This is a genomic window from Coleofasciculaceae cyanobacterium, from assembly GCA_036703275.1.
Taxonomy (GTDB): domain Bacteria; phylum Cyanobacteriota; class Cyanobacteriia; order Cyanobacteriales; family Xenococcaceae; genus Waterburya.
The window spans coordinates 1-14,176 of record DATNPK010000069.1 but is presented as its reverse complement, the minus strand read 5'-3'; the positions used below and the strand labels follow the sequence as shown (position 1 = coordinate 14,176).

Genomic DNA, 14,176 nt, shown 5'->3' with positions numbered 1-14,176 from the left:
AGTATGTCTAGCTGATTCCCCATTTGTGAGCAAAATCTAACACATCAAGATCACTATGCCTCAAGCATGGCTAATAACAATTTTTCCTAGGTGCTTGCCAGATTCAAGTAATTCGTAAGCGCGCTTGGCTTCAGAAAAAGGAACAATTTCATCAACAACTGGTTGTAAATGATGTAGGGCAATTGCCGCGTTCATTTCTTCAAACATTTGTCTGTTACCGACATAAATTCCTTGAATGCGTAACTGATTGAAAAAGGCTGTTGCTGGTGTAAAATTAGCTGCACCAAAGCCACTCAAAACCCCAATGACTCCGATATACCCACCAAGACGCGCTGAATCGAGCGATCGCTTCATAGTTCCTGCACCACCAACTTCTACTACCTGATCGACTCCAACTCCATCAGTTAAAAGGCGCACTCGATCTTGCCATTCGGGATAAGTACGGTAATTGATAGTCGCGTCTGCACCTAAAGCCATAGCGCGATCGAGTTTTTCATCACTACTGGAAGTAATAATTACTTTGGCACCAAATAACTTGGCAAATTGCAGCGCAAAGATCGATACTCCACCCGTACCAAGAGTCAAAACTGTTTGTCCAGGTATTAATCCACCCCTCCTTAAGCAATTCCAGGCGGTTAAGGCTGCACAAGGAAGTGTTGCTGCTTCTTCGTAAGCAAGATGTTCGGGGATTTTAACCAGCGCGTGTTCGGGAAAAACAACATATTCAGCTAAAGTGCCGTCAATTCCTCCCCCCAAAGCCGTATTCATCTGTTTTTCTGTCGCCGATCCTGACTGCCAATCTTGAAAGAATGTTCCAGCAACGCGATCGCCAATTTCAAATGCAGTTGCATTTTTACCGATATCGACAACTTGACCAACCCCATCAGAAGCAGGAATGACTGGCAGTTTTTTGTTGCGATCGTATCCTCCACCCAGAATTATTAACTCTCGATAGTTGATGGAATTGGCGCGAATTTTGACTAGAACATCATTTGCACCAACGGTAGGTTCTGGTAAATCGATTAATTGCAATGCCTCTAGAGAATTATATGCTTGAAGTTGATATGCTTTCATTGCTTAAAACTTTTATATTGCTCGACATTTCTTTGATACCATTGCCCTAATGCTGCTCGGAAGGATTAACCGAGAAGTAATATAGTTACTTTTTAGTAAGCATGGCTGTTTCTAACGATTCCAACGACGAGCTACCCAAATATTGTCCTCAACCTACCCTTGAGCGCGTGGCGACAATGAATATTTTTGATACAAATTGCGAGGCGCATCAAATACTCGAACATATTGCCAATAAATGGACAATCTTGATTGTTTTTGCTCTAACACAAGGCACAAAACGATACAACGAACTCAAACAGCAAATTATTGGTGTCTCACCCAAGATGCTGATTCAAAATCTCCGCAATTTAGAGCGATGCGGTTTAATTGAGCGAAAAATTTACCCAACAGTTCCACCAAAAGTTGAGTATTCCCTGACTCCCCTGGGGAAATCTCTTGTAGAACCACTTGCAGTTATGGGAGAGTGGGCGTATCAACATATTCAAGAGGTGAAAGTTTCTATCGAGGATTATAATAACAATCTCAACTCTGAGAATTACTGGAAACCTAAGTAAATTAAAAGTAGGCGATCGCGATTAGTAAAATCAGAGATAATCAACGTTTATTTTGAATTTCGGAGTTGAGCTTATTGCATCCATGCTAATTATTTATAGACATCTCCACGAGAACCAATATTGGTTAAGTATCCCTAGGTTAATCTTTGATACTAATCTTAAAAATACCAAACAGAGTTTCAATACCCTAACGCTGTCTATCACGGACGGCTCGGGGCTAGTCTATCACGGATAAGCTTCGAGACCGAAGGGCGGAGTGCGGTTTATCCGTGAATCCGCGATTGGCAAATGCTTACTTCATACCGCTCCGCGTCGCGAAGCGGTATCCGTGATAGAGTCCTTTAGGGCATAAGCATTATCATCAATGATCTTGTAAGTGTAGCTTGGAGCAATAATTGTTAATAAAGAATTATCTTCTAAACTGGAGTTTTTGCTTACTATCTACTACCTCCTATCCACTACTTATTACCTTTTTTGCTACTTGTTACTTTCTCTGTATATATCTCGATCGCTCTTGATTTTAAGACTATTAAAATATATAGAAATCAAATTTATGACTACTACTCTACAAATAAAAGATTATATAATTACCGCTAAGTAAATTATTTCATTAGATAAATATCGAATTGTAAGACAGTTTTTACAAGAAGTAATTATTAATCTTGCTATTGTCGATATTTACCAAAACGTTAGAAAATAATATTAGTTAATTACCACCAAAAAATACAGGTTTAGATAAATAAAATGGTAATGACCAAAGCTTAGTTAAGTGTTTGCATTATTAGAAAAATTAAGATCAATAAATTTAAACAAGACCAATGGAGACATCAACGAAATCTTATTTTATTAATCGTAAATTGCCTTTTTAAAAAACAGTTTTTCCTATAATTAGAGTTAAAATAGAAAGTATAGCTAAAGAACTAGATCATTATCTCCAAAAAAGAGAAAATTCTTTTGCTGAATTAGCTAGGATATATTCCTTGGGCAGTCAGGCTAATAACAATGGTTTAGTAGATTCAGTAAAATTGATAGAGCTACATCATATTCTGACTCAAATGCTCCACCGCAGCCAGCCATGACAACTTCTACCTTCCAGGCAAATTGAAGCTCATTGGGTAATTGTGCGCCTAGAAAAAATCTCCCTGCTAGACTAGATGATGTTGTGGGCGAAAGACTGTTAAATAAATTAGGCGATCGCTGGCTAGAAAAACAATTAGCTAATGTAAGTAATTAATAATTCAAACTTAATAATTGATAATGACTTCTCCCTCAATTATTTAGACGACTTAAATTAGCTCTGATAGAGCGTCAAAAAATCTTAGTAACTATCTTCCCCTGCTTCCTATTACTTATTACTTATTTCTTATTACTTATTCCCTATTACCTATTACTTGCTTTAAATCATCAATTCAACCTTGGCTGGGTACTAGCGAACGGCAACTAGATAGACTCTAACTCAAGATAGACATGGTGAAGCCAATAACTAGTTACGATTATTTGAGCTGACGAAGACAATACTTGGCTTAGTTTCATTGTCGGCGATAACAAATAAATACAGTTAAAGCTTTTCAACATATCTATAATGACATCAGTTCTAAATTTTAATCGCTTGATCGACAGAAGTTCGAAAGATTTATTGTCTGCTTCTCAAACTATCAACTACACTGAAGCAGAACAGCAGTTAATTCGACTTTTAACCCTTGAGAATTTAGATCGACAAGTAAATTTTCAACCCGAATTGGTAAGCAGTCTGGAAGCAGCGATCGCCACCGCTTTAAACAAAGCTTATATTGAAAACTCCCCAGAGGAAGATTTAGATGCAGCGCATTTATTTTTACAGCGAATTCTTTATCGAATTAATCGACTCAATCTATTTTGGTACGACGATTTAGGACAATATCAAAATGAGCGTTCGTTTTATTTAAAATGGCTGCGCGATCGCATTGAAGAAGTCTGGCAAGAGTGGGAACTATCGCAAATTGATCTGGCGCAATACCAACAAATAGACATCAAACAAGCACTGATAGAACGAGGTGAAGCCGATCTAGATCCTCCTTTAAACGAGAATAAGCGTTATTTACGAGAAGAAATGACGCTGGCAGGATATCGGCATTTACTAGCGATGGCATCTTTAGATGGACTAGTCGAAGCTAGCCAATTATCTAGGATTCTAGGCGGTGCTAGTAACGAAGTGCAAGCATGTCTAATTCGCGTATTGTTAGAAGAATATGGTAATGGTCGTCTAAATCGCAAACATTCTACCTTTTTCGCGCAAATGTTGGCGGAACTGGGACTAAATACCGAACCAGAATCATATTTTGGCCTCGTACCCTGGGAACTCTTGGCTAGTATCAACCAAAACTTTTTGCTAACCGAATGCAAGCGTCATTTTTTACGCTATAACGGTGGACTTACCTACTTTGAAGTTGTCGGTCCTTCCATTTACAAAGACTACATGACTGCTGCCGAAAGACTCGGACTTTCAGACAATGCCATGGGTTACTGGGAACTGCACATTCGAGAAGATGAACGCCACGGTCAATGGATGTTGCATCAAGCTGCATTACCCTTAGTAGAGAAATATCCAGAATATGCCTGGGAATTAGTGCTTGGCTACGATCAAGGAAAATTAATGAGCGATCGCGCTGGTGCAGCGATTATTAAAGAAGTTAAACAAGCGGAGAAAAGTCAGAAGATAAGTACCTAGGCGAAACGGACGGCTTTAATTTCTGAGGCAACCTCAGAAATCGCGTCCTCATTAATTACACATTTAATTTTCCCATTTTCCCTTTCCCATTTCCCCTTTCCCCGATTTCAACTAGGAAATTTATTTTGCACGACTACTTAAGCAAGTTTTTTTTCTATTTCCTGTTCCCTCTTTTCAATAATTATTCATTATTTAACTATGAAAAAAGTCGTATTAACCTCAAATCAAGCAGTTCAATCCTCTTCACCAAATGAAGTTTTCTTCTGTCCAGAAGAGTCTCAATTTTACAGTCAATGTTTAGAAAAAATGGTGCTAAGTCAATGTACCCCTGCCGATATTTTGGTCGAATTTGGTGCTGGAGATGGTAGTCCAGTAATTAACTGCTTGTTAAAAAACAATTGTCATGGCTTTATTCATGGTTTTGAGTTAAAGTCTGCTGCCTGTGAAATTGCTAGTTCGAGAATTGAGCAATATCGACTCAACGATAAATATACTATTCATAATAAATGTTTCTTTGAATATGCGCCTGCGGATGCTAGCTATTTAATAGCTAATCCTCCTTACCTTCCTGCGCCTGATGATAATTTATATATGCCTTCTTTGCATGGTGGCACAGATGGAGCAACTATTACCAAACAGCTTTTATCACTCGGTTATGAGAATGTGCTGTTGATGATTTCAGCTTATTCCAATCCAGTTGATACAGTTAATTATGCGATCGCTCAAGGCTATCAAGTCGTCGATTTCATGATTTCCCCACTGAAATTTGGTTACTACAGTCGCGAACCTAAAGTTAAAGATACTATCCTGGAATTAAAGAAAAATTGCCAAGCATTTTATTCTCAAAATATTTATTTCTTAGCAGGTGTTTTATTTAAAAAGAAAGATGATTCTAATTTAAACTTGTCAGCAGAATTTTTAAAAGTAATGACTGCTTTATAAGCTGTTATTCGTTGAAACTTTTCAGCAAATTGAAAGTCTTTAACCCAATTGATTGCGTAAAAGCTTAATCGGCTGAATCTATGTTACTCAATTTACCATTTGATCAATGGATTTAAAGCGGACGATTAAGCTTCTAGTTTTTAGTTTTTGTAGTACTATTTTTATCTCAAATGCCAAAAAAGACTCTCGATATAAGCGAGGCGGATATATCAAGCCATTGGCGAGTACCGCCAATGCTTTACCGATGAGATGAATTTTTGCACCAAACTATATCATCCATTTCAAACGTTGTCTATCACGGATACACTAAGCTTTTTGCTAGGTATAAATACCTCTTCATAAGTGGGCATTATTATTATTTTGTTAAATTAAAATTTTAATTTTAGTATAAACAAAGAAAAAAAGATTTATTTTTGTTATGGGTTATAGGTTAATTATGCGCGATCGCCAAACGCTTTAAATTCGACGGCATCGTGGCTACAAAATAGCTGCACGTTTTTCTGACGATCTAGGGATAATTCTCGCAACCGATTTTGATTAAATAATCGAGCCTGGCGATCGACCTCCATCATCCATTGATAGGCTCGGAAGCCAGGGGTACAGTGTGGTTTAGCATCCATTTCCTGTCGATAAAAGTAAGCATCCCCTGCATGGAGAAGCCAACCTTCAGATGTCTCGATCGCAATACCAGCATGACCATGGGTATGTCCGACAAGGGGAATTAGCAGAATTTCTGGCGGTAGTCCTTTGAGATTCCGTACCGCTTCAAAGCCAAACCAAGGTTCGCCTCCTGGTGAATAGTATTGCCAGTGTTTAACTTCGTCCCACTGTTTTGAACGATAGCGTTGACTTGAGATCAAGCCACGGCGATCGCGAGCAGCATCCATTTCAGTTTGCATAACGTGAACGATCGCTTCAGGAAAATCTTCCAGACCTCCAGCATGGTCAAAATCAAGATGGGTAAGCACAATATGACGCACATCTCGCGCCGAAAATCCGAGTTGTTCGATGCGATCGACTGCCGTGTACTGGCGATCGAACTGGATGCGATTGAAATTAATGAAAAAAGAACTAAGTCGGGAGTAAGGCGACTGAACATCTCGCAATCCAAAGCCTGTATCGATAAGAACGAGTCCTTGCTCCGTCTCAATTAGCAGACAATGACAGACAAGATGAGCGCTCAGTCCGCGACTAAAGCCATCAAAAATCGCTCCACCAAGGGGACACATACAGCCACAATTGAGATGATGAATTTTCATGATTATTTTTTTGGCTCACCCTGATTGATTCGTACTTTTGGAAATGTTTGCTTGTGTTGCCATCCTAAAAAAGACGGTAGTGAAATTGCATCTTTCCAAAGATGTACCGCTAATAATCCCTTTCCCAGTCTGATAAATTATTTTGAAAAAGTTCTAATACCTGTTGCCAAGCATGAGGTGCAGCTTCAGAATTGTAACTTGGATGTTGTTTTAAAAACGGATACTTGTCTTCAAAGAATCCAGCAAAAAAACCGTGTCCTGCATCGTAGCGAAATAGACGATAATCGATTTGTTGTTTGTCTAATTCTGCTTCAATTTGTTGGCTTTCTTCCTGAGACACTAAAGTATCTCTCGTGCCAAAAAACAGATAAATAGTACCCTGAATTTTGGCAGTGCGCTCGATAGTGGGAACATCTTCACCATAGCTAGAGGTGGTAATGCCACCACCGTAAAATGAAGCCGTAGCTTTGATATCGGGTAAGGTAGCAGCCATGTAGGCAACATGACCGCCAAAACAGAAGCCAATACAGCCGATCGCATCTGCTTTGACATTGGGTAAGGTTTTAAGATAGGCGATCGCAGCTCGAATATCGCTGAATATTTCTCGATACTTAACTTGTTGATAATATTGCAAACCAAGTTGATAGGCTTCGGGACTATAGGCAAGATCTTGAGGACTAAAATCACGGCTAAAACCAGGAGCAATCCGTTGATACATCGCTGGTGCTATTGCTACATAACCTTGTTGGGCAATTAATTCGGCAATCTCTCTAATATTGCTGTTTACGCCAAAAATTTCCTGAAAAACGATTACCGCAGCAAATTTTCCCTCTCTTGCTGGTTGTGCTAAGTAAGCATCAATTTGTAAGGACGCATCCCCGCCCTCGAAGGGCGGGGCTTGTCCTAAAGGATACCGCTCCGCATATGTTGTCCGTAAGTCTTGGTTTGGTACTCGGACATGAGTGGTTTTAATGTCGATATCGCTCATTTTTAGCTCTTTAACTTTTCTCTACTGCTGATAGTCTAAAAGTCTTGCTTCTCCAAACTCTAGAAAAAAGTTGCTTTTTTTAGGTAAATTATTGCGATTTAGCTTGAAGTTGTTTTGGTGTCAATCCAGTAAAACGTTTGAGATATTTAGCAAAGTGACTGCGATCGCAAAATCTTAAGCTAGCTGCAATTTCTTCAGTACTCAACTGACTATGCTGCAATAAATATTTCCCTTTCTCAATTCGACGCTGCAAAATATACTGGTGTGGTGTTTGAGCCGAAGCTTTTTTAAACAAACGGATAAAGTGATAAGGACTCATTTGGGCGATCGCCGCTAGCTCAATGACTTTGAGATCGCTATCTAGATGTTCGTTGATATATTCAGTTATTTGTTTAAACTTAAATTTACCTAAGCCAGATCCGTAACTAGAAAGCTTGGGCTTCGTAAGGCAATATTTGCGTAATAAATGAATTGCTAATGTAGTTTTTAGACTATCAATCAATAAACTACCGGCAATTTGATTTGACTCTAATTCATCCCTTAAAGTGGCAAAAATTCCTTGTATCAGTCGATCTTGCTGGTTCATAAACTGGGGAATGAGTTCGATGCGATCGCCATCTACCAAACCTCGACCAACTTGTTGCAGCAGTGAAGGATCGATCGCCAAAATACCAAACTCGGCTGAGATCTTCCAGTTACAACGATGAGCAATACCAGCGGGAATAATCGCAATATCTCCTCGCTCTCGTCTTTCAGAGCGGACTTTACCATCGAGAAATCTCTCTCCTGGTGCTAATCTATCGCCAACGCCACAAGCAATTACGTGCATGATATGTTGGTGTTCGCTAGTTTCAAATTCAGGTTGTTGATGAAGTTCAAGATGAATACCATCCCCTAGAGTGCTGCAAAGAATGGCAGGATTAGGAACAAAATCATTTGATGCCTTGTCCCGTTTAAAATCGAGCAGTTTGACTTGAGAATTTCGCTCCATAAATATTTACTCTTTTTGGAAAGCTAAAAGCTCATATTTTGAATCACCAAAGTCTTAATTATTTGCTATCTGCTGATAAGGAGCTAAAAATAGCTGTTGCTCTGCAAGTCTGCGTTTAGTCAAACCAGAAAACACAACTAATTGACCGCCCTGATTAGCTTTATTCCAACGTGGAAACTCTTTTGCTGCGCCTGCATGATCTCCTTCATTAAGTTTTCTGATTAAGGTACTATCGGTTAATATTCTCATTCCTGAATTGTAGACTAACGATGTTAATGCTCCTAATTGGTGAGGATTCAATTTCACCTGGACATAAGACTGAACCAACTGTTGAATCCGATTAAGCTCTTGCTTCAATGCGACATCAGCCTGCGCCTCAGTAATATATTGTCCCATGCTGACGGTCTTACCATTGATTCTAGTTTGTCCATAGCCAACAACTGGTAATCCGCTGGTATCCATATAGGCATTAGCACTAAAGCCTTCAAACTATTTAACTAAATCTATTGTTGCAGGAACAACAGTAATGTTGGATGCAATAAAGATCTCTGGTTCAATAAATTCATTAGTATAGTTAGGGCTTGCTGAATCGGAATGAGGTATTTGAGTTTGGTTGAGAGCGAATTGATTATCTGCTAAAGCATGATTAACAATTAAGTTGGACGACAGTAGGGTTGAACCTAAAAATATGCTTGAATTACAAAAAATAGCTAACATGAGCGAATTTAAAACATTCAATAATTTGCTCGCTGGTACTCCTAAGTAAATATGCTTAGGCAACGGTCTTTAACTATTTGAATAATAAACAACATATTCTAGTAAAATCGTCTGAAATAGGTCTTTAACCTCAATCAAATAAAGATATACAGTCCATTTACTCTTTCTAACTAAAGTTATAACTAGCTCACTTAAAAAACCTAAATAAAAAGCATAAATAATTTGATGTTGCACCAAGCGAGATCGCCTTATGAAAATTAGCTCTTGTATCATTGTTGGTGGAGGAATTACTGGATTAATTACCGCAACTGTTTTACAACGCAGCGGAATCAAGGTAACAGTATTAGACAAAGGCAGAGGAATCGGCGGACGTTTGGCGACTCGGCGTGTCAGACAGGGAGAATCTATCGAAGGCGTGTTTGACTATGGCGCTCAATATTTCAGCGTTAAACAGCCACAGTTTCAGGCTTGGGTAGATGAATGGTTGCAGCAGGGCGTAGTTAAAGAATGGTGTCAGGGTTTTGGTGAAGTTGATGGTCAACCGCGTTACTGTGGGGTAAATGGTACTCGCGGCATTGCTAAACATTTAGCACAAAATTTAGATGTTCAGACCAACACTAGAGTAGTGAAAGTTAGTTATAGCGATCGCTGGCTTGTAGAAACAGAAAACAAGCAACAGTATCAGGGAGATGTTTTGGTTATGACTCCTCCCGTGCCTCAATCTTTAGCTTTACTAGATGCTTCTGAAATAGTTCTACCGACAAAAATTAGATCGTCTTTGAAACAAGTTAGTTATTATAGCTGCATTGCGGTTTTAGCTTTGTTGTCAAAACCCAGCCAGATACCTGCACCAGGAGGTGTAGCTTTAGAAGATTTAGCTTTAGTTTGGTTGGCTGACAATTATCAAAAAGGCATTTCTCCCAACGGTTATGCTGTAACGCTTCATGCTACCCCTAAATTTAGCGATGCTAATTGGGATAGCGATGATGCAGAAATTGCCGATCGACTATTTACCGCTGCGTCTGATTACTTAGGTTCACCAGTCATTAAATATCAAATACATCGTTGGCGCTATAGCCTACCAAAAACTTTTTATAGTGAACCCTGTTTAGCTGTATCTGAAATACCTCTGATAATGGCGGGGGATGCCTTTGTTGCACCTAAAATAGAGGGGGCAGTACTTTCGGGAATCGCTGCGGGCGAATCGGTTGTTGGTAGTTAGGAAAAGTAGCCAGTAGCAACTACAAATTACAACTATAAATTAAAAGTGCAGTAGTGTTATGAATTATTCGGATATTGGTCAATAGCTTGGAGAAAAATTATTAAAATAATAGCAGAGATCTGAATTTTTCTTAATCTACAGTCATGAAATCAATTCCTAGGCTAAAACAATCATCTCTACAACAAAAATTGCAGTGGATCGCCAAGCCAGATAAATACATGGACTCCGCTGCTAAACAAGCTCCCGATCTATTTGTTGCCGACATAGCGGGACAAGATGAATATGTTTTTGTTAATCATCCTGAAGCGATGCGACAAATTACAACTAGCGATCGCTCTAAGTATTTTGCCTCTAGTCAAAATACTCAGTTATTAAAGCCATTGGTAGGCGAGAATTCTTTATTGCTAATTGAAGGCGATCGCCATAAACAACGTCGCAAGTTACTGTTACCGCCTTTTCATGGGGAAAGAATGCAGGCTTATAGTCAATTGATTTGCGATCTGACTCGTAATATTATCGGCAAGTTAAAGCCTAACCAGCCTTTTGTCGCGCGTCAGCTAAGCCAGGAAGTATCATTACAGGTAATCTTAGAAGCGGTCTATGGACTACAGGATAGCGAAAGATCTGAAGAATTAAAGCAGCGCATTACTAGACTGGCTAATATCTTTGAATCTACCCTTACCTCGGCTTTCCTCTTTTTCCCCTGGTTACAACAAGACTTGGGCGCATGGAGTCCTTGGGGTAATTTTATCCGTCAGCAAAAAGCAATTGACGAAGCCATCTTTCAAGAAATTGCCACTAGAAGGACTGAAGACAATAGCCAACGTCAGGATATTCTTTCTCTGATGATGTCGGCGCGGGATGAAGCAGGAGAAGCGATGAAAGACTCCGAACTGCGTGATGAATTAATGACGCTAATGCTGGCAGGACATGAAACTACAGCTTCGGCGATCGCTTGGTCGCTATACTGGGTGCATCGTTATCCTGAGATTAAAGCTAAATTACAGAACGAAATAGCTAGCTTAGGCGCAAATCCCGAACCGATGGCGATCGCTCAGTTACCTTACCTCGATGCAGTCTGTAAAGAAACCTTACGGATCTATCCTGTGGCGATGCTGACTTTCCCTCGAACTGTCTTAAAACCCACCGAACTGATGGAATACAAGTTAGAGGCAGGACAGGTGTTGATGGGCTGTATTTATCTCCTGCACCAAAGAGAAGATGTCTATCCCGAACATCATCAATTTAAACCCGAACGCTTTTTAGCACAAGAATTTTCAGCTTATGAATTTTTTCCCTTTGGCGGTGGTAAACGCCGTTGTATTGGGGAAGCCTTAGCTAAGTTAGAAATGAAGCTGGTGTTAGCTACAATCATCTCTAGCTACGAACTAGAGTTAAAGAGCGATCGCCCTGAATCACCTGCTAGAAGAGGCGTCACTCTCGCTCCTCAAACAGGAGTACAAATGATCTTTAAGGGCAAAAGGTAACTAACAGGCAATAATCTCTCTTTTGCCCTGGTGTCTATCCTTGTAATATACCTTGTAAACGTTTACGGAATTCGCCTTTAGGATGACCACCTTTTACTTCACCCATAATTTTAAAATCTTCTTCAGGAGATTCGCAGACTATATAAGTGGGCCATCCCATCTCCTTCTTATCGGGATATTGCGCCATAAGAATCTGGCGATATTTACGATAGGTAGCAGTATCCTGCATCTTGACATCAATAAATTCCAAATCTAATTCTTGGGCAACTTTAGCATCATAAAAGGACATCTTATGACAAGTCCCACAGTCTTCTGAGGAAAATTTAACTACAGCTTTGGTCATGGTTATATTTTAAAATCAATGTAATCAATGTATAAATTGTAAATTTTTTAACGTGAGCATAGCAAAAACTATACAAGGTTAAATATTTAATCGCTAGTACAAGCAGTATGCAAGAGAAATTGAGTCGCCTTGCGATCGCTTTTGATTCTCGATTACAGATAGTTAGCTAGCATTAATTAAGTAGCTTACCGCGATCGGGTCAAGTTCAACTCTAACCATGCCAGCGTATCCTAAAAACGATGAATAGTGCCGAATTTCAGACAATTTTGCAACAAGGAAGAACTAGTACTAGTGAAGCATTAAGACTTTTTGATGAGCTAGACACTGTAGATTTAGAGTTCATGATGGGTAGATGGAAAGGGTCTGGTTTTCACACTAATCATTCTCTCGATGGCTTACTAGAGGCTATCGGTTGGTACGGCAAAGAATTTGTCGATCGAGACAACGTTCATCCTTTATTATTTTCCGATAGCAATAACGAAATTTTTAAAGTAGATCCAAATCCAGTGATTACCAATATTGGATTACGTTTACCAATTCCTCGAAACAAGGCAATCAATCCTCTGTACAGCACGATGAGCAAGCTATTAAAAACTGAGGAAAGTAAAGCCAGAGTTCGGATGATGGAGTATCGCGATCGAGTTAGCACCACCATGATTTATGATTATTTACCAATTCACGATGTCTTTAGAAAGGTAGATGACAGAACCGTTTTGGGCTTAATGGATTGGAAAGGAATGCCACAACCATTTTTCTTTTTATTAACAAGATCTCCAGCGATTTAGAAGATCTTTTATTCATTACTAATTAATTTAATCTAGGTCGATCTTCTGGCTCTATCTCTAAATGAAGAATATAAGAACCTAAATGAACTTCGGCTGACCATATTTCATATTCAATTCGTACATTTTTCGGAAATGGATCGTTGTCTACTTTTAAGTAACGGGTAAAATTGCGAAAACGTATTGATTGACTGGGTTGATCGGGAGCGGTATTCAAACAATATCTGCTTACTCCATATATTCCTTTCTCCCAAAAATGCCGATAACTTAACTTGCCGTTACTCTGCATAGTCATCATTACTCGATAAGGAGAGATTTCTAACCAAAACAATCCTTGCTCAGATTTACCCCGATCTACCGTTGGCACAATAGAGTGAGGTAAATTTTGCTGGTTTAGCAGTAAATGAAATCTTTCTCGATCCTTTTGATATAGAGACGCTTTAGCCTCAATTACGTTCCAGACGGGCAAGTCGGTAGAAATAAATGAAAGATATACAGTTTGATAGCGATTAACTAGCATGGGGAGAGAATATTTTAGCAGAGGCTCACTTCGTTCCCAGCATATCCTTTACATCAGGCAAATTGGTAGAGTTAAAATTACTTTTTAATATCCTTGCCAATTGCGTAAGCATTCGCTATTATTATTAATGGCTGTCAAAGCAATCCTCAGTAGCTCAGTGGCAGAGCGGTCGACTGTTAATCGATTGGTCGTAGGTTCAAATCCTACCTGGGGAGTTCATTAATCTAGACAAGTTAACTGTACAGTAACTAATAATTGGTTACATTGTTGAGCAATAATGTATTTAAAAGTTTGCTGTCTTATTGTGGCTTCAATTTTAGCCAGACTCTCTACTGGCACTGGTTTAGTTTCTTCATCTATTTTCGCGCAGGATACTCCCACCAAGCCAAGGCTATGGTGGTGAGACGTGGCGTTTGAACATCTGGGGTTTCCCCAGGCGACAGGCACTCTATAATGTGAAGCATGAGTGAACGTGCTTACAAGTTCCGCTTTTACCCGACACAAGCGCAAGAAAATCTTTTGCGACGGACAATGGGTTGCGTGCGTTTGGTCTACAACAAAGCTCTTGCGCACTATACCGAGGGTTGGTA

17 protein-coding genes and 1 tRNA gene are annotated in these 14,176 nt (G+C 39.4%); 9 read left to right on the top strand and 9 right to left on the bottom strand.

Translation table 11 applies throughout. The features are described 5' to 3' along the window. Positions 1–60: 60 nt before the first annotated feature. Positions 61–1,074 (bottom strand): NAD(P)-dependent alcohol dehydrogenase, encoded by a 1,014-nt coding sequence (locus V6C71_12210; protein ID HEY9769235.1) that lies wholly within the window; start codon positions 1,072–1,074, stop codon positions 61–63. Positions 1,075–1,175: 101 nt separating this feature from the next. Between V6C71_12210 and V6C71_12205 the strand changes: the two genes are divergently transcribed. The 4 genes from V6C71_12205 to V6C71_12190 all read left to right on the top strand — a co-directional run bounded on the left by V6C71_12205 (position 1,176) and on the right by V6C71_12190 (position 5,277). After that, positions 1,176–1,628 (top strand): helix-turn-helix domain-containing protein, encoded by a 453-nt coding sequence (locus tag V6C71_12205; GenBank protein ID HEY9769234.1) that lies wholly within the window; start codon positions 1,176–1,178, stop codon positions 1,626–1,628. A gap of 1,111 nt (positions 1,629–2,739) precedes the next feature. Continuing rightward, complete coding sequence (locus V6C71_12200) at positions 2,740–2,862, top strand: hypothetical protein (GenBank protein HEY9769233.1); 123 nt, start codon at positions 2,740–2,742, stop codon at positions 2,860–2,862. 402 nt (positions 2,863–3,264) lie between these two features. Then, positions 3,265–4,335 carry an iron-containing redox enzyme family protein gene (locus V6C71_12195; protein HEY9769232.1) on the top strand — a complete coding sequence of 357 codons (1,071 nt, stop codon included), beginning with the start codon at positions 3,265–3,267 and terminating at the stop codon, positions 4,333–4,335. Positions 4,336–4,533: 198 nt separating this feature from the next. Next, on the top strand, positions 4,534–5,277 hold the full coding sequence (locus tag V6C71_12190; GenBank protein ID HEY9769231.1) for an SAM-dependent methyltransferase: 744 nt from the start codon (positions 4,534–4,536) through the stop codon (positions 5,275–5,277). A gap of 434 nt (positions 5,278–5,711) precedes the next feature. Here V6C71_12190 and V6C71_12185 read toward each other — a convergent pair whose 3' ends face one another. From V6C71_12185 to V6C71_12165, 5 genes are all read right to left on the bottom strand, one after another. Further along, positions 5,712–6,536 carry an MBL fold metallo-hydrolase gene (locus tag V6C71_12185; protein HEY9769230.1) on the bottom strand — a complete coding sequence of 275 codons (825 nt, stop codon included), beginning with the start codon at positions 6,534–6,536 and terminating at the stop codon, positions 5,712–5,714. Positions 6,537–6,645: 109 nt separating this feature from the next. Then, positions 6,646–7,524 carry a dienelactone hydrolase family protein gene (locus tag V6C71_12180; protein HEY9769229.1) on the bottom strand — a complete coding sequence of 293 codons (879 nt, stop codon included), beginning with the start codon at positions 7,522–7,524 and terminating at the stop codon, positions 6,646–6,648. A gap of 88 nt (positions 7,525–7,612) precedes the next feature. Beyond that, the gene (locus V6C71_12175) at positions 7,613–8,515 is read right to left on the bottom strand and encodes an AraC family transcriptional regulator (GenBank protein ID HEY9769228.1); all 903 of its coding nucleotides are present in this window, start codon (positions 8,513–8,515) and stop codon (positions 7,613–7,615) included. A gap of 54 nt (positions 8,516–8,569) precedes the next feature. Then, complete coding sequence (locus V6C71_12170) at positions 8,570–8,977, bottom strand: lysozyme (protein HEY9769227.1); 408 nt, start codon at positions 8,975–8,977, stop codon at positions 8,570–8,572. 27 nt (positions 8,978–9,004) lie between these two features. Beyond that, entirely contained in the window at positions 9,005–9,232 is a 228-nt protein-coding gene (locus V6C71_12165; GenBank protein ID HEY9769226.1) for a hypothetical protein, read from the bottom strand. Between the two features lie 250 nt (positions 9,233–9,482). Here V6C71_12165 and V6C71_12160 point away from each other — a divergent pair, with 250 nt between their 5' ends. Together V6C71_12160 and V6C71_12155 are read left to right on the top strand one after the other, a co-directional pair. Next, the gene (locus V6C71_12160; GenBank protein HEY9769225.1) at positions 9,483–10,454 is read left to right on the top strand and encodes an FAD-dependent oxidoreductase; all 972 of its coding nucleotides are present in this window, start codon (positions 9,483–9,485) and stop codon (positions 10,452–10,454) included. 143 nt (positions 10,455–10,597) lie between these two features. Next, on the top strand, positions 10,598–11,941 hold the full coding sequence (locus V6C71_12155) for a cytochrome P450 (GenBank protein ID HEY9769224.1): 1,344 nt from the start codon (positions 10,598–10,600) through the stop codon (positions 11,939–11,941). 34 nt (positions 11,942–11,975) lie between these two features. Here V6C71_12155 and V6C71_12150 read toward each other — a convergent pair whose 3' ends face one another. Then, positions 11,976–12,284 (bottom strand): hypothetical protein, encoded by a 309-nt coding sequence (locus V6C71_12150; GenBank protein HEY9769223.1) that lies wholly within the window; start codon positions 12,282–12,284, stop codon positions 11,976–11,978. Positions 12,285–12,523: 239 nt separating this feature from the next. On the opposite strand from V6C71_12150, the gene V6C71_12145 reads away from it, so the two are divergent. After that, positions 12,524–13,069, top strand: coding sequence for a DUF4334 domain-containing protein (locus V6C71_12145; GenBank protein ID HEY9769222.1), 546 nt, complete (start codon positions 12,524–12,526; stop codon positions 13,067–13,069). Between the two features lie 22 nt (positions 13,070–13,091). Here V6C71_12145 and V6C71_12140 read toward each other — a convergent pair whose 3' ends face one another. After that, on the bottom strand, positions 13,092–13,586 hold the full coding sequence (locus tag V6C71_12140; GenBank protein HEY9769221.1) for a hypothetical protein: 495 nt from the start codon (positions 13,584–13,586) through the stop codon (positions 13,092–13,094). A 143-nt stretch (positions 13,587–13,729) separates the two neighbouring features. Between V6C71_12140 and V6C71_12135 the strand changes: the two genes are divergently transcribed. After that, positions 13,730–13,801, top strand: a tRNA-Asn gene (locus V6C71_12135). A gap of 4 nt (positions 13,802–13,805) precedes the next feature. On the opposite strand, the gene V6C71_12130 is transcribed toward V6C71_12135, so the two are convergent. Continuing rightward, positions 13,806–14,033, bottom strand: a complete 228-nt coding sequence (locus V6C71_12130; protein HEY9769220.1) for a hypothetical protein — start codon at positions 14,031–14,033, stop codon at positions 13,806–13,808. Between the two features lie 15 nt (positions 14,034–14,048). Between V6C71_12130 and V6C71_12125 the strand changes: the two genes are divergently transcribed. Further along, positions 14,049–14,176 (top strand): helix-turn-helix domain-containing protein (locus V6C71_12125; GenBank protein HEY9769219.1); only part of this gene is annotated, 128 nt, incomplete at its 3' end.